General features: G+C 28.7%; 17 protein-coding genes and 1 other annotated feature. Of the genes, 15 read left to right on the top strand and 2 right to left on the bottom strand.

Annotated features, from left to right (window positions below; all coding sequences use genetic code 11):
* The first annotated feature begins 7 nt into the window (after positions 1-7).
* From KGF41_RS11190 to KGF41_RS11130, 13 genes are all read left to right on the top strand, one after another.
* Complete coding sequence (locus KGF41_RS11190; protein ID WP_227829494.1) at positions 8-2,074, top strand: ATP-dependent helicase; 2,067 nt, start codon at positions 8-10, stop codon at positions 2,072-2,074.
* Positions 2,075-2,332: 258 nt separating this feature from the next.
* Positions 2,333-2,547, top strand: a binding site (T-box leader).
* A 228-nt stretch (positions 2,548-2,775) separates the two neighbouring features.
* Positions 2,776-3,591 (top strand): transporter substrate-binding domain-containing protein, encoded by an 816-nt coding sequence (locus tag KGF41_RS11185; protein WP_227829495.1) that lies wholly within the window; start codon positions 2,776-2,778, stop codon positions 3,589-3,591.
* Between the two features lie 27 nt (positions 3,592-3,618).
* Positions 3,619-4,296: an amino acid ABC transporter permease gene (locus KGF41_RS11180; protein WP_227829496.1), complete on the top strand. Its 678-nt coding sequence runs from the start codon at positions 3,619-3,621 to the stop codon at positions 4,294-4,296.
* Positions 4,297-4,355: 59 nt separating this feature from the next.
* Positions 4,356-5,078 carry an amino acid ABC transporter ATP-binding protein gene (locus tag KGF41_RS11175; protein WP_227829497.1) on the top strand — a complete coding sequence of 241 codons (723 nt, stop codon included), beginning with the start codon at positions 4,356-4,358 and terminating at the stop codon, positions 5,076-5,078.
* A gap of 657 nt (positions 5,079-5,735) precedes the next feature.
* The gene (locus KGF41_RS11170) at positions 5,736-6,887 is read left to right on the top strand and encodes a cysteine desulfurase family protein (protein ID WP_227829498.1); all 1,152 of its coding nucleotides are present in this window, start codon (positions 5,736-5,738) and stop codon (positions 6,885-6,887) included.
* 45 nt (positions 6,888-6,932) lie between these two features.
* On the top strand, positions 6,933-8,108 hold the full coding sequence (gene thiI / locus KGF41_RS11165; RefSeq protein ID WP_227829499.1) for a tRNA uracil 4-sulfurtransferase ThiI: 1,176 nt from the start codon (positions 6,933-6,935) through the stop codon (positions 8,106-8,108).
* A gap of 38 nt (positions 8,109-8,146) precedes the next feature.
* Complete coding sequence (gene crcB, locus KGF41_RS11160; protein WP_227829500.1) at positions 8,147-8,521, top strand: fluoride efflux transporter CrcB; 375 nt, start codon at positions 8,147-8,149, stop codon at positions 8,519-8,521.
* A gap of 46 nt (positions 8,522-8,567) precedes the next feature.
* Entirely contained in the window at positions 8,568-9,377 is an 810-nt protein-coding gene (locus KGF41_RS21025) for a prepilin-type N-terminal cleavage/methylation domain-containing protein (RefSeq protein WP_285891648.1), read from the top strand.
* 253 nt (positions 9,378-9,630) lie between these two features.
* Positions 9,631-10,269 carry a nitroreductase gene (locus tag KGF41_RS11145; protein WP_227829501.1) on the top strand — a complete coding sequence of 213 codons (639 nt, stop codon included), beginning with the start codon at positions 9,631-9,633 and terminating at the stop codon, positions 10,267-10,269.
* Positions 10,270-10,366: 97 nt separating this feature from the next.
* Entirely contained in the window at positions 10,367-10,492 is a 126-nt protein-coding gene (locus tag KGF41_RS20890) for a hypothetical protein (RefSeq protein ID WP_255287812.1), read from the top strand.
* 999 nt (positions 10,493-11,491) lie between these two features.
* Entirely contained in the window at positions 11,492-13,195 is a 1,704-nt protein-coding gene (locus tag KGF41_RS11140; protein WP_227829689.1) for an InlB B-repeat-containing protein, read from the top strand.
* Between the two features lie 176 nt (positions 13,196-13,371).
* Positions 13,372-15,987 carry a cell wall-binding repeat-containing protein gene (locus KGF41_RS11135; protein ID WP_227829688.1) on the top strand — a complete coding sequence of 872 codons (2,616 nt, stop codon included), beginning with the start codon at positions 13,372-13,374 and terminating at the stop codon, positions 15,985-15,987.
* Between the two features lie 126 nt (positions 15,988-16,113).
* A complete protein-coding gene (locus KGF41_RS11130; RefSeq protein WP_227829687.1) occupies positions 16,114-17,784 on the top strand; it encodes a GGDEF and EAL domain-containing protein in 1,671 nt (556 codons plus the stop codon).
* 102 nt (positions 17,785-17,886) lie between these two features.
* Here the strand turns inward: KGF41_RS11130 and pflA are convergent, their stop codons facing one another.
* Complete coding sequence (gene pflA / locus KGF41_RS11125; RefSeq protein ID WP_227842787.1) at positions 17,887-18,621, bottom strand: pyruvate formate-lyase-activating protein; 735 nt, start codon at positions 18,619-18,621, stop codon at positions 17,887-17,889.
* Between the two features lie 159 nt (positions 18,622-18,780).
* Complete coding sequence (pflB, locus tag KGF41_RS11120; RefSeq protein ID WP_227856663.1) at positions 18,781-21,012, bottom strand: formate C-acetyltransferase; 2,232 nt, start codon at positions 21,010-21,012, stop codon at positions 18,781-18,783.
* A gap of 360 nt (positions 21,013-21,372) precedes the next feature.
* Between pflB and KGF41_RS11115 the strand changes: the two genes are divergently transcribed.
* Together KGF41_RS11115 and KGF41_RS11110 are read left to right on the top strand one after the other, a co-directional pair.
* Positions 21,373-22,368 carry a calcium/sodium antiporter gene (locus KGF41_RS11115; protein ID WP_227829684.1) on the top strand — a complete coding sequence of 332 codons (996 nt, stop codon included), beginning with the start codon at positions 21,373-21,375 and terminating at the stop codon, positions 22,366-22,368.
* 90 nt (positions 22,369-22,458) lie between these two features.
* Positions 22,459-24,072 (top strand): DEAD/DEAH box helicase, encoded by a 1,614-nt coding sequence (locus KGF41_RS11110; protein WP_227829683.1) that lies wholly within the window; start codon positions 22,459-22,461, stop codon positions 24,070-24,072.
* Positions 24,073-24,325: the final 253 nt, after the last annotated feature.

Here is a 24,325-nt window from a genome sequence, read left to right as displayed (position 1 = left end):
AATTAAGGTGGTGGATGTAATAATCACAACAAATATAGATATAAGACAGTTAAATGAAAATCAACTAGAAGCAGTTGAACATATAGATGGGCCTTGCATGATACTTGCAGGGCCTGGTTCAGGTAAGACTAGGGTAATTACATATAGAATAGCTAATATGGTAGTAAACAAAAATATAGCACCAGCAAGAATATTGGCAATAAGTTTTACCAAAGCATCCTCAGTAGAAATGAAAAATAGAGCATTGAGTTTAAGTGATGATATAAGACTCAATAAAGTAACATATGGTACTTTTCATTCTGTATTTTTCAAGATTTTGAGGTATTTTGAAAGATACAATTTAGATAGCATATTTGATGAAAAGTCAAAGAGGATAACAATAAAGGCAATATTAAAAAGTCTAAATATAGAAAATGCAGATGATGATGAAAATATAGGACAAGTTATAAATGAAATATCTTATGTAAAAAATGAACTTATGGATAAGAATGAATTTAGTTCAGAAGTGTTGACAAAAGATGAGTTTTTAAAAGTATATAATTTATATGAAGAGCAAAAATCAAAAGTTAATAAGATTGATTTTGATGATATGCTTATAAAGACTTATTATTTGCTTTTGAATAATAAATCAGCCTTAGAAATGGTTAGAAATGTATATAAATATATATTGATAGATGAATTCCAAGATATAAATAAAGTGCAATTTGAGGTTTTAAAGTTAATTTGTAATCCATTAAACAATATATTTGCGGTTGGAGATGAGGACCAAAGTATATATGGTTTTAGAGGAGCTAGACCAGATTTTTTGCTTGAATTTGAAAAATATTTTAATAATACTAAAAAAATAGTGCTGGATGTAAATTATAGGTCTAAAAGTGAAATAGTAAATACTGCAAACAGGCTTATAGAAAAAAATAGAAATAGATATGAAAAAGTTATTAAATGTAGTCAAGGCAAGGGAGGTATTGTGAGTTATATTTCTCCATATGATTCAGAGGAAGAAGCTTTACATATTGCCAAGGAAATAATTGACGAAATAAAAAAGGATTATGTAGAGTATTCAGATTTTGCAGTAATTTATAGAACTAATATACAATCAAGAGCCTTAGTAGATGTATTTATGGATATGAGAATTCCATTTGTAGTAAAAGACTCAGTAATTACAATATATGACCACTGGGCAAGTCAGGATATACTAGCATATTTAAGAATAGGTATTAATCCAAAATCAAATAAAGATTGGTTAAGAATTATAAATAAGCCATTTAGATATATATCTAAAGATAGTGTAAATATGGTTAAAGATGAAAAAGATTTTGTAACAGCACTAATAAACAAATGTAACCTTCATCCCAAACAAGTCAAAACAATAACAGATTTGGAGATAGACTTGAGTTATTTGAATACTTTAAATCCTAAAAACGCAATATCTTATATTAGAACTAGTCTTGATTATGATAGATATGTTCTGGATTACTGTAGCAATAGAAAGATAAAGACTAATGGGCTTGTAGAGATATTAAATGAGCTTGAGAGTTCTGCTACAAATTTTAACACAGTGACAGAGTTTTTAGAACATATTGAGAGAGTAAAGACAGAGTTAATGGAAAATAACAAGAATAAACAGACTGATGGTGTTATATTTACAACTATGCATAGTGCAAAAGGATTAGAATTTAGGAATGTCTATATTATAGGTGCAAATGAAGGAACAATACCTCATGAAAAATCATATGATATTTGTAAGGAAGAAAAAAAAGAGGAACAATTAGAAGAAGAAAGAAGACTTATGTATGTAGCTATTACAAGAGCTGAAGAAAAATTATGTATAAGTTCTACTTTAAATAAATATGGTAAAAAAGTTGATAAATCACTGTTTATCGATGATATAAAATCTCCAACTAAAAAAGAAATTGATAGTATTGGTGTTGGTGATAAAGTATACCATAAAAAATTTCACGAAGGCGAAATAATCAAAAAAGATGGAATCATGTTTACGATAAAGTTTAAAGATAGAGAGCGAACTTTAGATTTGAAAACGTGTTTATTGAAGAATATAATCCATACTATTTAACTTAGTATATAAAATTTAGTAAGGATAAGATATATCATTTATAAGTATTTAAGCAATGGAAATGAAGCAGAAAAATATTATTTATAAGTATTTAAGCAATGGAAATAAACAGAAAGATATTATTTATAAATATATGGATAATATCAATAAGCATGTAAGACAATATCTAAATTTTAGAAAATAAAATTATTAAAAAAATAAAAAACTTATTGACAAAAATATTAGAAGGAAGTACAATTGTATTAACAATTTAAGGAAACAAATCCAGTGATAGAGAAAGTAGCATATACGGATTTACAGCGAGTTAGGGGTTGGTGTAAGCCTAGCAATGAAGTCTATGTGAAGAGAGCTCTGGAGGAAATTATCAGAAGTTTTAGTTAGTATGATAATTGGTTTGCCCGCCTTAAGGGATTGAGAGGATAAGTACTTACTTATCAAAAAGAGTGGTAACGCGGATATAATTCGTCTCTTAGCTGTAAAGCTAAGGGACTTTTTTGATTTTAAAATTAAAATATCCCTGTAGCTATAAAAGCTAAAATTCACAAATTTTGAAGGTTGTATAAGTATTTATCAATAAGAGTGGTAACGCGGTAAAGTCGTCTCTTAGTCATTAAAGACTGAGGGACTTTTTTTGTAACTCGAAACATTAAAGTATTAAAAATTTGAGGGAAAATTATAATTAAAAGAGAGGGGTAGTTAAAATGAAAGTATTTAAAAAATTATTAAGTTTAGGATTAGTATTAGGATTAACATTATCACTAGTAGGATGTAGTGGTGGAGAAGAAAAAACAAAATTAGAGCAAATAAAAGAAAGTGGAAAATTGGTTGTAGGTACTAGTGCAGAATTCCCACCATTTGAATTTCATAAAGTAGTAGATGGTAAAGATTCAATAAAAGGATTCGATGTAATGTTGGCTGAAGAATTTGCAAAGGAACTTGGTGTAAAGGTTGAAATTAAAGATATGTCATTTGATGGATTAATAGGTGCTTTAAATGCAGACCAAGTTGATATCGTTCTTGCAGGTATGTCTCCAACACCAGAAAGAGAAAAGAGTGTTGATTTCTCAGAATTATATTATTTAAGTAGAAATGCAGTTATAGTGAAAGATGCAGATATAGACAAAGTAAAAACTGAAGACGATTTGAAAAAACTTAGAGTAGGAGTACAGGCAGGAAGTATTCAAGAAGAATATGTAGTTAATACTCTAAAAATGACAACTACAAAATCTTTAAAAGCAGTACCTGACTTAATTACAGAATTAAAAAATGGAAACATAGATGCAGTTGTTGTTAATGAAGCAGTTTCTTTAATCAATGTTAAGAAATATGATGGAATAAAAATGGCAAACACTGAAGTTGGTAAAGATGTAACAGAAGGTATGGCAGCAGCAATCAAAAAAGCTGATAATAATAAAGAATTTATAGAATTATTAAATAAAAAGATAAAAGAATTACAAGATGGTAAAAAAATAGAAGAATTTTTAAATGAAGCATCTACTGAAGCTGCTTCAAATTAGTAAGAAAGTTATGTGGGAGATGAAATTATGAGTTTAGATTTTAGTTTTTTAAGTAAATTTGGGACTTCTTTTTTGGAAGGAACAGGTGTGACAGTAGCAATTTCTCTTGTAGCATTATTCTTTGGGTTTATGATAGGTATAGTTATATGTATGGCAAGAATATCAAAGAATAAAGTATTGAGAGCAATATCATCAATATATATTGAAATTTTAAGAGGGACACCATTATTAGTACAGATATATATAGTATGGTTTGGATTACCTCAGTTAGGAATAAGATTCCCTATGTTATTTGGTATACCAAGTGAATTTATAGCTAGTGCATTTGCATTGTCAGTAAACTCTGGTGCATATGTAGCAGAGATACTTAGATCAGGTATACAATCAGTTGATAATGGGCAAATGGAAGCAAGTAGATCATTAGGATTGAATTATTGGGCAACTATGAGATATATAATAATACCTCAAGCTATAAAAAATATACTACCTTCATTAGCAAATGAATTTATTACACTTGTAAAAGAATCTTCAATAATATCTGTAATAGGAGTTGTTGAGATAATGCGTACTGCTGATATAGTAAAAAATGCAGCATTTAAAGCACTAGAACCATTAATAGTAGCAGCAGCAATTTACTTTGTTATAACATTTACTCTATCAAGATTAGTTGGATTATTAGAAAAGAAACTATCTGTGTCTAATTAGATGAGAGAATATTTGGCATTTAGAGAAAACATAGAATAGTATAAAAGGAAAGTGATAATATGATTACAATAAAAAATTTAAGTAAATCTTTTGGAGATTTAAATGTATTAAAAAATATAAACTTAGAAATCGCTAAAGGCGAAATAATGGTTATAGTAGGTCCAAGTGGTTCTGGTAAAAGTACACTTCTTAGATGTATGAATCTATTAGAAATACCTACAGGTGGAGATATAATATTTGAAGGAAAAAATTTAGTTGATAAAAAAACTAATATTGATGAAGTTAGACAGAATATAGGTATGGTGTTCCAGAACTTTAATTTATTCCCACATAAGACTATTTTAGATAATATAACATTGGCACCAATTAAATTAAAAAAAATGACTAAGGAAGAAGCAGAAAAGAAAGCAGAAGTTTTATTAAGTAGAGTTGGTCTTTTAGATAAAAAAGATTCATATCCATCACAATTATCTGGAGGGCAAAAGCAAAGAATAGCAATAGCACGAGCTCTTGCTATGGAACCAGATATGATGTTATTTGATGAGCCAACATCTGCTCTTGACCCAGAAATGGTAAATGAAGTTTTGGATGTTATAAAAGAGCTTGCTAAAGAAGGAATGACAATGGCAATTGTAACTCATGAAATGGGATTTGCAAAAGAAGTTGCAGACAGAGTTATTTTTATAGATGGAGGAAGTGTTCTTGAGGATAATACTCCAGAAGAAGTCTTTGGAAATCCAAAACATGAGAGAACAAAATCATTCTTAGCAAAAGTGTTATAATATATAAAAAAAGGATGTATTGATATTAGAAATTCAATACATCCTTTTTTAGTGATAATTAATATAATTTTTAAAATTAAAATTATACTGATATTAACTTTATTTTAACTTGATATTATATTTTTGCAGAAAAAAAAAGAGCTCGGGGTAAGCTCTTTTTTTCCATCGAATTAGTTTCCGATATTAATTCGATTTTTAATAAATATAAAATATATCCTTATGAAAGGGTATTGGGAATAGATATATTAACTAACTAGGGTTACCAGGGGGATAACCTTAATTTATTATAACAAAATGCGACACAAAAATCAATATTTTTTTTGATATAAATTGTAAAAGTTATTTTTATAACAAGTAAGCTTATAAAAATAGACTTTATAGCAAAAATAAGTATATGTATAATATAATATATTTATTTTATATAATATATTATTTTATCATATATTGTATGTTATCACGTATTTTTGTAGGGTATAGTATAAACATATTATATTTTAACATAAAATTTTGTAGTTGAGTGAAAAAACTAGATTTTTATGAAAGAAGATTCTATAAACTTAAGATTATCTCTTTAATAAAGATTAACAAAAAAAATACTGTAATTAATGGTATAATAATTAGAGTTGAAGATTTTAAATAAAGGCAGGTGTAATTAAGTTGGAAATATACTTAGATAATAGTGCGACTACAAAACCTTATCCAGAAGTTATAGATAAAATGGTATATGCACTTAGTACGGATTATGGAAATCCTTCTTCTGTTCATAGAAAAGGTGTGGAAGTTGAAAAAGGTATAAAAGAAGTAAGACAGATTGTAGCTAAATCTCTAGGAGCGAAAGATAAAGAGATTTATTTTACATCAGGTGGTACAGAATGTAATAATACTATAATAAGAGGTATTGCCAATATAAATAAGAAGAGAAGAAATCATATAATATCTACAAATATAGAACATCCTTCTGTTTTAAATACATTAAAAGATTTAGAAGAAGATGGATTCGAAGTAACTTACTTAGAGGTCGGAAAAGATGGAAAGATAAATATAGAAGATTTGAAAAATACTATAAAATCAACTACATGTTTAGTAAGTATGATGCATGTTAACAATGAAATAGGAACTATACAGCCAATAGATGAAGTTGGAAAATATCTGAAGTCTTTAAAAGAGAAGATATATTTTCATGTAGATGCTATTCAATCATATGGGAAAATAAACTTTAGGCCATCTAAATACAATATAGATTTTATGAGTGTAAGTGCACATAAATTTCATGGTCCAAAGGGAATTGGATTTATGTATATTAAGGAAAACAATCGTTTAAAGCCTATGCTAACAGGAGGAGGACAAGAAATTGGAATTAGGTCTGGAACAGAAAATGTACCTGGAATATATGGGCTTGGAGAAGCTGTAAGTATATTAAGTAAAGATTTAGATGCTGTTATTTTGAAGATAAATAACTTAAAAAACATATTTAGAAATAAAATAGTTGAGAATATAGAAGATATAAAAATTAATTCTCCAGAAGATGGCGTATGTCATATATTAAATGTATCATTTATAGGTACAAAAGGAGAAGTTTTACTTCATTACCTAGAGCAAAAAGGAATTTATGTGTCCACTGGTTCTGCATGCTCTTCCAAGAAAAAAGGTAGTCATGTTTTAAATGCCATAGGTCTTACAAATGAAGAAATCAATGGAACAATAAGGTTTAGTCTATCTGATATGAATACAGAAGATGAAATATCTGAAGCTGTGAAAGTATTAAAAGAATCAATTTGTGATTTAAGGTCAATAATGAGAAAGAAATAAAGAATACTGTATAAATAATAAGAGGAAAGTAGTTTACGAGGTGAAATGGTGTATAATATATTAATAGTAAAGTATGGAGAAATTGGAGTAAAAGGAAAAAATAGATATATATTTGAGAATAGACTTATAAGAAATATAAGAAATATGTTAAAGCCAATTGGCAAATTTAATGTATATAAAGAGTATGGAAGAATATATGTTGATTTAGAAGATTATGATTATGAAGAAGTAATTGAAGAAGTTAGAAAAGTATTTGGTATAGTAGGTGTATGTCCTGGAGTAAGAGCTAAAAAAGATTATGATACATTAAAAGAAATAGCTTTAAAGATGTTAGAAGAAAAAATAGATGCTGGATATAAAACTTTTAAGGTAGAGTCAAGAAGAGGAGATAAGTCTTTTAGATTAACTTCTCAAGAAATGAGTATGGATATAGGTGGATACTTATTATCAAAGGTAGGAGATAGAATTGATGTTGATGTAAGAAATCCAGAAGTTAAAATAAAATGTGAATACAGAGAATTTCATACTATGGTTTATAGTGATACTATACCTGGATATGGTGGTTTGCCACTTGGAACTAATGGTAGAGCGATGTCTCTTTTATCAGGTGGTATAGATAGTCCAGTAGCAACATGGATGGTTGCAAAAAGAGGTATGGAAGTAGAAGCAGTACATTTTCATAGCTATCCATTCACAAGTGAAAGGTCACAAGAAAAAGTTAAAGATTTAGCTAAGATATTAGCTAAATATTGTGGTAGAGTAAGACTTCATAAAGTAAATATACTAGAAATACAAAAAGCAATTGGTGAGAATTGTAATGAAGAAGAAGCTACTATTCTTTCAAGAAGATTTATGATGAGAATAGCACAAAGACTTTCTGAAAAAAGACATTGTGATGCTTTGATTACAGGTGAAAGTATTGGTCAAGTTGCATCTCAAACTATACAAGGGCTTACTTGCACTAATGCTGTTGTAAATTTACCAGTATTTAGACCACTTATAGCTATGGATAAATCAGACATAGTTGATATAGCTAAGAAAATAGGGACTTTTGAAACATCTATAATACCTGAAGAAGATTGCTGTAGCGTGTTTTCTCCTAGAAAACCTGTCACTAAGCCTAGACTAGAGAAAATAGAAAAATCTGAGCTGTCACTTGATATAGAAAAATTAGTACAGGATGCAATTGACGGAATAGAGGTTGAAGACATAGAATTTTAATATGTAAGTGATTTAGTTATTTGGGGTAGGTGTTACATGTGATTCAAGTATTATATGTTGGTATTGGTGGATTTTTGGGAGCTATATTAAGATATTTAATATCTCTAAAGTTTGTAGGAACTAAGTTTCCATTTGGGACTTTAGTGGTCAATATTATGGGTGGAATTTTAATTGGTTTTGTGATGGAAATGAGTATAAGAACAAATTCTATTTCTAATAATTTGAAATTGTTTTTGACAACTGGTTTAATGGGAGGACTAACTACATTTTCTACTTTTGGCTTTGAAACTGTAAAGTTTTTTGATAGCGGGAATTATATATTATTTGGACTAAACATATTTTTTAACTTGACATTAAGTATTTTGGGAGTTTTTGTTGGAAGAGCTTTATGTAGACACTTTGTTGCTATATAGCATGTTAAAGTAAATACTATAATTTTATTTAATGGGAATGATTATTATGAATAAAAAGGGTTTTACACTAATTGAATTATTGGTAGTTATATCTATAATAGGAATTTTGGTTATAGTTGCACTACCAGCACTTTTTAAAAATATAGAAAAAAGTAAAGCAGTAACATGTCTTTCTAATAGAGAAAATATAAAGACTCAAATTGTTATTGCTGTAGCTGAGGAACCTAGTAAAGATAAAAAAGAGGTTATAAAAGATGTATTAAAAAATACAGATGGTAAGTATTTTGAAACAGAGCCAAAGTGTAAGTCAGGTGGAACATATTCAGCAGAGTTTGACGATGGTTATGATGGAATAACTGGAGAAGAAAGTATTGCAAGAGTTTATGTTACTTGTACAGAACATCCAGATGGTGTTGAGATGGCTAGAGATGTACATCAAAGTATGAAAGATTTAATTGCATCTTTTGCAGTAGACCCTTCTGTAATACCAGGGCCTTCAAAAGGGAATGATGCTTTTAGAAATTATTTACTAGATAATAAATATAAAAATGGCTGGCCTACAATTCCAGATGAATTTAAGAAGAAATATAATTTAAGTAAGGCAACATTATATATACAACCATATGCATATAATCCTACTAAATCTGATGCTACTGTAGTTGTATTTGCAAATGATAAGACTGGAGGTAATTGGTACACATCTTTAGTTTATGATTACGATGAAGGTAGATGGTATAAAGGTAACAATGGTATTTCTGTTGCAGGTAGGTCATGGGATGTTGATTCAGCTGATGGTAAGACTAAATCTGTAAAAACAGAGATTCATACCAAAACTGGTTGGGGCCCTTTAAATTAATATAGTATATTTTATCAACTTTACTGGTATTAATCGTTCTGTAGAAAAATGATATTTTCTATAGTTGAGTGATACCAGTTTTTTATTGAAGATTATTTGTAGAGTAGATATATTGATGTTTTGATATTATAAAAGCTTCACATGTAAGCTAAAAATAATTATAATAAGAATATAAAGAAACTTAATTATAAAATTAATTTTCTAAAGATTTGGTATTTAAGATAACAAATACATAAAAGGGGGAATAGATATAATGAATAATTTACAAGACAATCAAACAATAAATTTAATACAAGGGCGTAGAAGTATACGAAAATTTACAACAGAGCAAATTACAGATGAACAATTAGATACATTATTACATTGTGCATTTGCAGCACCTTCAGGGTGTAATAAACAGCCATGGCACATAACTGTTGTACAAGACCAAAAACTTTTAAAAGAGATTAGTGATGATACTCTTTCTAGAATTCATGAAGTTAGTAACGTTGAAATAAATAAAAATTTTAAATTATTTTATGGTGCACCAACTGTTTTATTTATTTCTTATGACGAAGAGAGTTCATGGGCTCCATATGACGCGGGAATACTTACAGGAAACATAACAACAGCTGCACAAGCTTTAGGACTTGGGAGTTGCATAATAGGAATGGTTAGGGGACTATTTACACCTGTTGAACAAGGTGATATTGTGGGTCTTGTGAGTGTTCTAGATAAAGATGATGTAAAAGAATCAGAATCGATAACGATGAAGTTTGATACAAATAAAAAATACAGAGAATTATTAAATATACCAGAAGGATATTGTGTACCATTTGGTATTGCTGTTGGTGTTCCAGATGGGAAATTACCACAAGCTAGAAATGTAGTTTATAAAGTCTCTAGAGTTTAGAATATTTGATTATTTGTATTGTGAGATACAGTTATAAAATTTATCAAAGATAGGCAAAATACTCCATCCTCAACGTAAGTAGGGTGGAGATGTAAGCATGAAATATACTTATCAAGAGTGCAATACACAACATGACAGAGATATAAATGCCAGTGTAAATATATTAAAAGAAGGATTAAGATTAGTGGGGATGGAACAGCCCTTAGAGCCTATGAATGCTTAGTATAAAAGTACTATCAAATAAGAATTTCCACCTTCAAACGTTACCTAAGGTAGTTAAGGTGGAGTAATTCAAGTAATTGAAAATAGAAGGGTGAAGGTTTAAAATAAAAAATTATTTGTTTTAGTCTTGTTTTTTGTTATTTTATATTTGTAGAATAATAAAATGAGTTTAATTAATTTAAGCATTATGTATAAAAAATATAAAGTCGAAAAAGATAAAAAAATAATAATAATATTTTGGGAAAAAGTAGTATAAGATTGAAATAAATAAAAAAGCATGATACAATAAATGTAAAATAAAGGAAAAAGTGACCCTTAGTTATAAAAAAGTCACTATTTATATAATTAATAGTTTTTTTTACATTTATATACATTTTTTAAAAAAATTTATATGTCTATACTATTAAAATTATAATTATTTCTTTATCTTGAAAACAAATGTTATATACTTTTACTGATAATCAATTATTAGAAGTGGGAAAAAATTTTGAATGGCTTTGATATACATTTTTTATAATATCCTTATAGTTTTTTTTACATAAAAAAAAACCCTTTTATAACAAATGGAAACTATAATAACCAGAATTAAAATAATTATTTTAATTAAAACAATTATTTTAATTAAAAAATTTTTGATACTCTGAACATATATCACAACTAATTTTCATGAAATTGAAAACAATTAAAGTTAATTACTTTAAGTAATATAAATATATAAAATATCTTACTCTATTGTTTTTTTAGACTGTTTAATTCTACAAAAATAAAATCAAAATATCTAGTCTATAGAGTATTAATATCTTTGTGTAAAAATTAAATATATTTTTTATTTAATAAAAAAGATTTCAAGTAAAAATTAAATAAACTATAAAAACTTCACTTTTAAGATAGACTTCATAATAGATTAATTAGACTTTAAATAAATAGTTTTGATAAAGACTATGCAAAATAAAGTATGAAAAATCTGTTTGAAATAAAAAATATTGGAGGGGGATTTTTAATGAAACACAGATTAAGTAAACTAACATCTTTTGTGGCAACCTTAGCTTTAGTTGTTGGTGTAGGAGTACCATCATATGCACAAACTTTACCAGATAAAGTTAATAATGAAGTACTACAAAATACAGAACGAAGATATGATATTAATGGAAGATATCAAGTTGACCTTCGTGCAAATATGGGAAATGGATATGTAACATTTTTCTCATTATTTGTTCCATGTGGTGGGAACTCATTAAATGTAAAATATGTATGGGGGACTGATCCAAAAGGAGGTTCTCAAGAAGGTTGGGTATTACAAATTAATGGGGAAAAAGTTTCAACTATTTATGGAACAAGCTATGGATTCCCTAATGGCATACCATCTGCAGGGATAACAGGAAGTCAAATGACAGGAATTTATTCTTTTGTGACAAATCGAGACATGTCTGGAGTAAATTGGAGCTATACATCACCTAATACAGGGAATGGAAACGTTACAAGAACATCATATGCATCTACTGAAATTTCAAATGCAAAACTTTCTATTAAGGTCAATTATAAAAATAAAGAAACAGGAGCTATAGTTGGGTCATATACAGCTCGAGTTCCAGCTAAGTATGGAAATAGCACAGTTACACCTGATGCTACACAAATTCCTTCTGGATACAAATTAGATCCAGCAAGTCAATCTAAAGTGGTAAATCTTGCTCAAAATGGAGTTAATCCAAATGAAGTTAATTTTACAGTAATTCCTGATAAGGCTGGAGTGCCAGAAGAAAATCGTGTTCTTATAGTTGGATTTAAGGATAAAGATGGAAGTAATGTTGGAAGTACTTATATAGAAGAAATTCCAGATATACTAGGCTCACATGATGTAACACCAAACACATCAAAAGTTCCTAATGGTTATAAGCTTGATCCTTCTAATCAAACTCAGACTGTTAATTTACAACCAACAGGGCTTGACAAGAGTATTGTTTACTTTACAGTAAGTCCTGATATTCCACTTGTAAATCGTATAGTTACAGTTAACTTTAAAGATAAAGATAGTGGAGCAATAATTGGAGACCCATATACAGTTACACTACCAGCTGAATATGGAAATCATAGAGTGGAATCTGATTCTACAAAGGTACCAAATGGATATGTACTTAATCCAGACAACCAATTTGAAATGGTAAATCTTAGTACAAGTGGTCTTGTACCAGATATAATTTACTTTACAGTAAGTAAGATGCCTTCAGAAGCAGAACGTACTTTAACAATTGGTTTTAAAGATAAGGATGGTAATATAGTTGGAGATACGTACACAGAGATTGTTAATGCTGTACTTGGAGACCATACAATAACTCCAGACTCTACAAAGGTTCCTGCTGGATACAACTTAGACCCAGTAAGTCAATCTCAAATAGTTGCACTTGATTCTTCTGGAATTAATCCAAATACAATATATTTTACTGTAGCTGAAAAAACTTATAGGGTAGCTTATAGTGCAAACTTCCCTTCAGGAGTAACTGTTTCAGGTATGGCTCCTGTTGATACAACAGAATATAAAAAAGGAGATACTGTGACTGTTTTAGGAAATGTTAATGGGCTTAATGCTGATACTTATACATTTGTAGGATGGAGTACAGTTAGAAATGACTCATCAACAATAGTATCAGGTACAATCACTATGGACGAAAGAAACATTATATTATATGCAGTGTGGCAAAAAAATTAATAATATAAGTTGTTTATTATTGTAATTTATAATCTAAAATCGTATTTAATATTTATATAAGAATAAGATTTTAATAATTATAAGAAATACTGATATAGATTTTATCAGTATTTCTTTATTTTACAAATTACAAAATGAAAAATAAAATTAATTTTTATATAAAGGGGAGGGTTTTGATGAATAAAAAGTTAAAAAAGTTAACTATATGCATACTTACATTTGCTATAATTCCTTTAAATTATTCAAATGTTTTTGCTGATTATGATTTAAATAAGATATTTAATAAGCAGATTCAAGATAAAAGCTTAAGGCGAGTTAATAATATTACAATAACTTATGATGATAATGGGGCTACTGGAGGAACGATAAATGAAGCTATATTTAATGGGGGAAATGTTATTCCTGGACCAGTAATAACAGGTCCAAAAGTATATGACCTTGATAAGTTTGATTCTTATTTAGCGTTCAGTAATAATCTTACAAGAGCAAACTATCATACTGATGCTTGGAGTGTCTCAAGGGACCATTTGGCAAGTGGTACTCAACCATATGGAAGCGGAGAAATTCTAATAGGAACAGATATCGATAGAGATACAACACTTTATGCCATTTGGATTCCAGACTTTTTACAAGTAAGATATAACGGAAATGGAAATACTTCAGGTAATGTTCCATCAGATTCAAATAAGTATCATCAGAATGCTACTTTGCAAATTAAAGGAAATGAAGGTGACCTTAAAAAAACAAATTATAAACTTACAAAATGGAATACAAAAGCTGATGGTACAGGAACATCTTATAATTTAGGCTCAAGTTTTGAGGTATTATTAAGGGATTATGACAATTTTAACGTAGATCTTTATGCACAATGGGAGTATGATTTACAACTTGATGGTAATGGAGGCTCAGGTACACTGCCAGACTTACCAAAGCCAGGAGAGGCTGACAAATTCCCAGGGTCAGGTGGACTTATCAATGGTGATGAAGAATTCATAGGGTGGAATACAGAAGCAGATGGAAGTGGAACATCTTTCAAAGAAGGTGACACTATTCCGCCAAATATCGCAGGAGATACGATATATGCACAATGGGGATATAAATTAGATTATAACTTAAATGGAGGAACAGGAAGTATATCAGAAGAAAAACATAAAAAAGGCGCTGAAGTAACTGTTACAAGTCAGATACCATCTAAATCTGGAGCAATATTTATGGGATGGAATACAAAAAATAATGGTGAAGGGACTTCATACAGAGATGGTGACAAATTTAACCTTACAAAAAATACAACTTTATTTGCACAATGGAAAGAAGAATGTAGAGTAACATATGATAAAAATGGAAGTACAGGTACAGCGCCAATAGATAATAATATATATGGAAAAGGAGATGAAGTTACTATACTTGGTGATAATGGTTTAGTAGCACCTTCTGGTAGAGGAGGAAATTTTTATTGGAGTACAAAAGCAGATGATACAGGCAGTAGGTATAAAGCAGGAGAAAAGTTTAACATAAAAGATACAAATACAACTCTTTATGCATTTTGGACAGATAAATACAGAGTTAAATATGAAAATAATGGTGGACAAGGAGATGTACCTGAAGATGAACTGCATGATGGAAATACAAATACAAGTGTAAAAGCGAATACAGGAAATCTTACAAAAGAAGGGTACAAATTTATTGGATGGAATACAAAACCAGATGGTAGTGGAACTCCATATAAAGGTGATGGAAGTGATATAATTAATGTTGATGATAATATAGTACTTTATGCGCAATGGGAGAAGATACCTGATAACCAAGGAGATAATGATAATTCAGGTGGAAATAGTGGTGGAAACAGCGGAGGAAGTAGTGGAGGTTCATCCACTAATACAACTAGTCCATCAGAAGAAAATTTAACAGGTGATGATAGATACAAAACTGCTATAAAAATAAGTAAAAGAGGTTTTGAATCAGCTGAAAATGTGATACTAGTAAATAGTACATCAATACCAGATGCTCTATCAGCAACTCCATTTTCATCTACTAAAAATGCACCTATTTTATTAACTGAAAAAGATAAATTAAATGCAAATACAGAAGAAGAGATAAAAAGATTAAAAGCAAAAAATATTTATATAATAGGTGGAGAAAATACATTAAGCTCTGATTTAGAAAAAGAATTAAAATTAAAAGGGCTTACTATTATAAGAATAGGTGGAGTAGATAGATATTCAACTTCTCTAAGACTTGCTAAAGAAATAGATAAAATAATAGATGTAGAAAAAGTATCTGTAGTCAATGGACATGACGGATTAGCAGATGCAATAAGTGTTGGTGGCATTTCAGCACAAAATAAAACTCCAATAATTCTTACAAATGTAAAAAATGAGATAACATCTATTAAAAAATTTATAGATGAAGAAGAAATATCAAAATCTTATATTATAGGAGGAGAAACTTCTTTGCCAAAATCTATAGAAAAACAGTTTCCAAATCCAAAGAGAATAGGTGGAGAAGATAGAAATAAAACAAATTCAAAAGTAATAGAAGAGTTTTATAAGGATAAAGAACTAAGAAATCTTTATGTAACAAAAAATGGGATGTTAAGAGAAAATGATTTAATAGATGCTTTAACAGTAGGTGTTTTAGCAGGTAAAAATAAATCACCAGTAATGATTGTAGAAAAATCACTTGATGAGTCTCAAAAAACTTTAGTTAAAAGTAAGAAATTTGATAAGATAACTAAGGTAGGAGGAAATGGAAATGAAGATGCATTTGATGAGATAAAAAGATTAGTAAAATAGTATAATCTAAATAAGAATATTTTGTTGATTAAACTACACCAATAGTAATAAATTATAACCCTACTTTATTTTTATTATAAGTAGGGTTATAATCTTACTATATTACTTATATTGTAGGGGGAAAAGATGAGAGAAGAATCGAACTCTTTAAATTTAGATCATATAGAAATTTTCTTTGAACTTTTGTCTCAAAGCACAGAAGATTATATATTTTTTTGGGATATAAATAGGAATAAATTTAAAATTTCTTCAGCAATTTTTGATGAATTTAACTTAAGTAAAGATATGGATTCTGATGTAGTCAATTGTTGGAGTAAAATTGTTTATCCAGATGATGTCAAAGTATGGAAAGATGATATACAAGCGTTGGTAGATGGAAAAAAAGATGAACATAATTTAGAATATAGATTAATTAATAAATATGAAGAAGTAGTATGGATTTCTTGTAGAGGTAAGGCTTATGTATCAGATGACCAAAAAACTATAATTATAGTTGGTAGAATAAAAAATATAGGTGAAAAGAATAAATTTGATTCTATCACAGGAACATGGAATAGAGAACAATTTGAATACAGAATGAATTGTATTATAAAAGAGAAAATCTATACAAGTGGAGCTATATTTATCATGGATATTGATAATTTTAAAAATATAAATGAGAAATATGGGCACTCTTATGGTGATAAGGTTTTGCGTGCAATTGCTACAGAAGTTTTAGAATATTTACCTAAGGATGTTAGATTGTACAGATTAGATGGAGATGAATTTGCATTTTTTTACCCTATGTGCAATAAAGAAACGATAGAGAACTTATATGAAAAAATACAATTGTATACAAATACTCAGCATGAAATAGAATCAAATAAATATTATTGTACAGTAACTGCGGGGGTTGCTATGTATCCAGAAGATGGAGATAATTATTTGGACTTATTTAAACATGCTGACATTGCGCTAGATATCGCAAAAATGGGTGGTAAAAATAGAATGAAGTTTTTTTCAAAAGAACTCTATGAAAATAAGTTGAAAGTAATTTCAATGCAACAGAAATTGAGAGAGTGTATTGAAAATGATTTTAATGACCTTGAGTTATTTTTCCAGCCACAGGTAGATGCATCTACCAAAAACGTTATAGGAGCAGAGGCACTTTTGAGATGGCATTCAAATACTTATGGAGAAGTATCTCCTGTTGAATTTATACCAATACTAGAACAAAGTAATCTGATTATACCAGTAGGAAAATGGATTATAAAAGAGGCCGTAAAACAGTGTAAAGAATGGCATAAAGTAAATCCAGCTTTCAAAATATCTGTAAATGTATCGTATATTCAATTAAAAGAGGATTTTTTTAGAGATTTTATAATAGAATGTTTGATAGAATATCAATTAAAACCTGAATTTTTGATTTTAGAACTAACAGAGAATTGTTGGATACCAGATATAAATTTATTGAATGACAAGTTTATCAGTTTAAAAAGTATTGGAGTACATATTGCAATTGATGATTTTGGTACTGGGTATTCATCTTTAAATTATCTTAAAGAGTTATCTGTTAATATAATAAAGATTGAAAGAAGTTTTGTTAAGAATATTACATATAATAGTTATGAACATACCTTTCTAGAATATATTATTAAATTAGCTCATATTATCAATTTGAAAGTTTGTGTTGAGGGTATTGAGTCTTATGAAGAATACAATATAGTGAAGAGTTTAGGTGTAGATATTATTCAAGGTTTTTTATTTGGTAGACCTGTAAGTGCATCTGAGTTTTATAGACTTAAATTATCAAATTGATGAGTGTAGATAAAGTATATTAAAAATAAGGTAAAATATAAGGTTTTTTAAATCGTATATTTTACCTTATTTTATTGTGATAGTTATTAATCTCAAGGAGTATTAGCTATTATATACTTTTGCTCCAAACTTAGAGATTATTTCACTAGCTTTTTTAATATCTTCTTTGGTAGCATCAGGAACATCTTTTAACTCATAATCGATGCCTAAATTTTCCCATTTGTGTATTCCCATAGAATGATATGGTAGCAATTCGAATCTCTCTACATTTTTTAATGTAGCAACGAATCTACCTAATCTTTCTAAGTTATCTATATCATCAGTAATCCCAGGAACTAAAACATGTCTTATCCATACTGGAATATTTCTTGATTCTAAGTGTTTAGCAAGTTTTAAAGCTTTATCCATACCCACGCCAGTCAAATCAATAGACTTTTCTTCAACCATATGTTTTAAATCAAGCAAAACTAAGTCAGTATTATCTAAAACTGAGTCTATAGTTTCTATATCTACAAATCCAGATGTATCTAGACAAGTGTGTATGTTATTTTCTTTAGCTTTTTTAAATAGTTCACTTAAAAACTCTGGTTGAAGAGTAGACTCGCCACCAGAAGCAGTAATACCTCCACCAGAAAACTTCATAAAAGAAGTATACTTAAGAGCATCAGTTATTATTTCATCAACTGTATATTCTTTTCCAGATTTGGTATCCCATGTATCTCTATTATGACAGTATTTACATCTAAGAGGACATCCTTGAAAGAATAGTATGTATCTTATTCCTGGGCCATCTACAGTACCAAATGTTTCTATAGAGTGTACTTTTCCCTTAATCATAGAGTTCACCTCACAATATATTTTGATAACTTTATTAATAGTTATAATATTTCTCTAAAAAAGGCCATCTTATACCAGAAATAATCCGAATATAAGATAGCCATTTATTTTTATTTTCTACACAGTAGTAATCTTAGCTAAAGTATAAAAATTTAAAGACTAAGCCATTTTACCGTGGAATGTTCTGTTTATAACATCTAATTGTTGTTCTTTAGTTAATTTTATGAAGTTAACTGCATATCCAGAAACTCTTATAGTTAATTGTGGATATTCTTCTGGATGTTCCATAGCATCTTCTAAAGTAGCTCTATCAAATACATTAACATTTAAGTGATGAGCATTTTGAGCGAAGTAACCATCCATCATTGCAGAAAGATTATTTATTCTTTCAGCCATATCTTTTCCTAAAGCACCAGGTACTATAGAGAAAGTATTAGATATACCATCTTGAGCATGCTCATATGGTAATTTAGCAACTGAAGATAATGAAGCTAAAGCACCATTAGTATCTCTACCATGCATTGGGTTTGCACCAGGAGCAAATGGAGCACCAGCTCTTCTACCATCTGGTGTATTACCAGTTTTCTTACCATAAACAACATTTGAAGTTATTGTAAGTATAGATTGAGTAGGATAAGAATTTCTATAAGTTTTATTTTTTCTTATCTTATTCATGAAGCTTTCAACTAGCTCTACAGCTATACTATCAACTCTATCATCGTTGTTTCCGTATTTTGGATAATCTCCTTCTATTTCGAAATCAACAGCTATTCCTTGTTCATTTCTGATAGTCTTAACTTTAGCATGTTTTATAGCAGATAATGAATCCGCACAAACTGATAATCCAGCCATACCACAAGCCATAGTTCTAAATATATCTCTATCATGTAATGCCATTTCTAATGCTTCATAAGAGTATTTATCATGCATATAGTGTATTACATTTAAAGTATTTACATATAAGTTTGCTAACCAATCAGTAAATAGTTCAAATTTACTCATAACTTCATCAAAGTCTAAATACTCAGAAGTTATAGGCTCAAATCTTGGCCCAACTTGAGCACCAGATTTTTCATCAATACCACCATTTATAGCATATAATAAAGTTTTTGCTAAGTTAACTCTAGCTCCGAAGAACTGCATTTGTTTACCTATTTTCATTGCAGATACACAACAAGCTATACCGTAATCATCTCCCCAGTATGGTCTCATTAAATCATCATTTTCATATTGAACTGAACTTGTATCTATAGATACTTTAGAACAGAAATCTTTGAATCCTTGAGGTAATTTAGTTGACCATAAAACTGTTAAGTTTGGTTCTGGTGATGGTCCTAATGTATATAGAGTATTTAACATTCTAAATGAGTTTTTAGTAACTAATGTTCTACCATCTACTCCCATACCTCCTATACACTCAGTTACCCAAGTTGGGTCTCCAGAGAATAAGTTGTTGTAATCAGGAGTTCTTAAGAATTTAACCATTCTTAATTTCATAACAAAATGGTCCATATATTCTTGTAATTCTTCCTCTGTTACTGTTCCAGCTTTTAAATCTCTTTCAAAGTATATATCTAGGAAAGTAGATGTTCTACCTAAAGACATTGCAGCACCATTTTGGTCTTTAACAGCAGCTAAATAACCAAAGTATAACCATTGTACAGCTTCTTTTGAGTTAGTTGCTGGTTTTGATATATCAAATCCATAAGATTCAGCCATCTTTTTAAGTTCGTTTAAAGCTGATATTTGTTCAGTTATTTCTTCTCTTAGTCTTATAACTTCTTCATCCATACAAGAAACTTCTAATGATTTCTTTTGTTCGATTTTATCTTCTATTAAGGCATCAACACCATATAAAGCAACTCTTCTATAGTCACCTATTATTCTACCTCTACCATAAGCATCTGGAAGACCTGTTATTATACCAGATTTTCTAGCAGCTCTCATTTCTGGAGTATATGCGTCAAAAACTCCTTGGTTATGTGTTTTTCTATATTTAGTGAATATTTCTTTTATTTCAGGGTCTAATTCATATCCAAAAGCATCACATGAATTTTCAACCATTTTTATACCACCATATGGCATAACCGCTCTTTTTAAAGGGGCATCCGTTTGTAATCCAACTATTGTTTCTAATACTTTATCTAAATATCCTGGAGCATATGCAGCTATTCCAGAAATAGTTTTTGTATCTACATCTAAAGTACCACCATTTTCTCTTTCTTTTTTAAATAAGACCATTGCTTTGTCCCATAATTTTTTAGTGTTTTCAGTAGCACCAGCTAAGAAAGAGTCATTTCCTTCATATGGAGAATAGTTTAATTGTATAAACTCTCTGACATTTACTTCTTTAGTCCATCTTCCTGTTTTAAATCCTTGCCATGCATTCATTAAGTATTTCCTCCTTAGATTTAAATGATAAATAATGTTATTAAAATTAATTTTTATATACTTAATTTATTTTATATATTTTTTAAAAAATATATTTTCTAATATAATAATAACATATTATACGTATCCTGTATACATGAAAAATAAAAAAATGTCGTTTTAAAGTATAAAACAAATTATATGTTAGTAATGTGATGAAATTATACCCATATATTAATAAAATGAAACAAATAAATGTCTAAATTAATAAGGTAATATTTGAAAAAATTATAAATTAGAAATAAATAAATCTCAGTACAAAAAAGAAAAAGCATACATCTTTACAACTTGAATATTTATTTAATAGGGGGAGGTGATATATTGTTTATCACAGTGATATTATTTTTAGTAGGTTTCCTATTAATTACTAAAGGCGCAGATATCTTTATAAATTGTACTGTAGAGATAGGTAGAAAAACGAATATTTCAGAAATTATACTTGGAGCAACTATTGTTAGTTTTGCAACAACATTGCCTGAATTTACAGTGTCATTACTTGCTTCTATTGATGGTCACACTACAATGAGTTTAGGAAATGCAATTGGTTCTATAATATGTAATACAGGATTAGCATTAGGGTTAGTTGTTTTTATAAGTCCATTTAATGTAGATAAAAAAATGTTTTTTTCTAAGTCTTTACTATTAATAGTATCTGTTATAGTTTTAATTTTATTGGGGTTAGATGGAGTTATAACAAGAGGAGATTCATTATTACTTATAATAATATTGATTTTTTATATGGTTAATAACTATAAGAGTGTTGTAGGGAAATCGCATACTAAAAATAGAGGTGTTCAAAAAGATACTATTAAAGAAATACCTACAAAGAAGAGTAAACAGTACAGAGGTTTCTCTATAGCAGAAATCATAAAAATACTAATAATTTTTGCTACAGGCTTAATAATGATGATAATAGGTTCTCAAATTCTTATAGAGAGTGGTGTAAGAATAGCTAGTTTTCTTAATATACCTCAAGGTATAGTGAGTTTGACTATAATAGCACTTGGAACTTCTTTACCAGAGATAGTGTCTTCAATTACTGCCATAAGAAAAAATCATCATGAAATATCTGTAGGAAATATTTTAGGTGCAAATATATTGAATATAGTATCAGTAATAGCTGTATCAGCAATACCAAATAACATACCAATATTATCTCAAAATAGAAAACTTGATATACCATTTATGATATTATTATTGTTATTAGTAATAGTACCAACTCTTAAATCAAATAGACTTAGTAGATTACAAGGTATATTAATGTTATTTACATATTTTATATATATATCAATTTTGTATTTTATGTATATTATTTAATCATACTGTTAAAAATATTAATTGCAGAATATCCTAAAAAAGTATATAATGGATAGGTTAAGATTAATTGATAACGGAGAGGAATAATATATGAATATAACAAAGTTTGAAGATTTACCAATAAATGAGGGAATAAAAAAAGCTATAGCTGAAATGGGGTTTGAAGAGCCATCTCCTATACAAGCACAGTCTATACCTGCAATTTTGTCAGGTAAAGACGTTATAGGACAAGCACAAACTGGTACGGGGAAAACAGCAGCTTTTAGTATACCTATACTAGAAACAATAGACCCAAATAATAGAAGTTTACAAGCTGTAGTACTTTGCCCAACAAGAGAACTTGCAATACAAGTATCTACAGAAATAAGAAAACTAGCTAAATACTCGTACGGAATAAAGACATTACCTATATATGGTGGTCAACCAATAGATAGACAGATAAAATCTCTAAAGAGTGGTGTGCAAGTTGTAATAGGTACACCTGGACGTACAATAGACCATATTAATCGTAAAACATTAAAGATGGATAATGTAAAAATGATTATACTAGATGAAGCAGACGAAATGCTAGATATGGGATTTAGAGAAGATATAGAAATGATTTTAAGTAAGATTCCTGAGGAAAGACAAACAACTTTCTTTTCAGCAACTATGCCAAAAGGAATTTTAGATTTGACTAAGAGATATCAAAAAGACCCAGAACATATAAAAGTTGTTAGAAAAGAACTTACAGTTTCAAATACAAAACAATATTATATAGAAACTAGATCATCAAATAAATTGGAAGTATTATGTAGATTAGTTGATGTGTATGACCCTAAATTGTCAGTTGTTTTCTGCAATACTAAGAGAAAAGCAGATGAATTAGTGGGAGATTTACAAGCAAGAGGATATTTTGCAGATGCATTACATGGTGATTTAAAGCAAACACAAAGAGATATAGTAATGGATAAGTTTAGAAATGGTACAATAGATATACTTGTTGCTACTGATGTTGCAGCTAGAGGTATAGATGTTGATGATGTTGAATGTGTATTCAACTATGATTTACCACAAGATGAAGAATACTATGTTCATAGAATTGGTAGAACTGGTCGTGCTGGTAGAGAAGGTATGTCATTTACTTTTGTATTTGGAAAAGAAATGAGAAAGATGAAAGATATAGAAAGATATACTAAATCTAAATTAATCAAGCATAATATACCAACAATAACTGATGTTGAAGAGAAAAAAGTAGGTACTTTCTTTGCACAAGTTAAACAAACTATAGAAGAAGGTCATTTAACTAAACAATTACAATGGTTAGAAAGCTTCTGTAATGATGAAGATTATGCAATGGTTGATATTGCTGCTGCACTTGTTAAGTTATCTCTAGGTGAAGAAATGAAAGAAGAAATAATAGAAGAAAAACCTAGAAGAGAACGTGGAGATAGAAAAGGTGTTACTGGAGCTAAAGATGGTATGATTAGATTGTTTATCAATATTGGTAGAAATCAAAGAATACAAGCTAAAGATATCGTTGGTGCTATAGCTGGAGAAGTTGGAATACCAGGTAAAATGGTAGGGACTATAGATATATATGATAAGTATACTTTTGTTGAAATACCTAAAAAAGATGCAAAAACAGTAATTGAAAAAATGAAAGATATTAAGATAAAAGGTAACAAAATTAATATAGAAAAAGCCAACAAAAAGAAAAAATAATATATAGTATATAAAAATATAATCGAAAGATATATAAAATAGTATATTGAATATTTAAAAAGCCTAATGTGTTTTCAAAACAGATGATAAGTAATCTGTAAGAGTCAACAACATAAGGCTTTTATTGTTTTATATAATAGTATTATTAAAGACATTTTAAATTTTGTTTGTACTTTATTTCTGTAAGTAGAAAAAATACATTAGAAAATAAATAATCAAATAAAAATTAATTAATCGCTTAGAATTCTTTGTA

Source organism: Clostridioides sp. ZZV14-6150, assembly GCF_020657875.1.
GTDB lineage: Bacteria > Bacillota > Clostridia > Peptostreptococcales > Peptostreptococcaceae > Clostridioides.
Note: the sequence above shows the minus strand (reverse complement) of the source record. Positions and strands in the feature narration are given on the sequence as shown.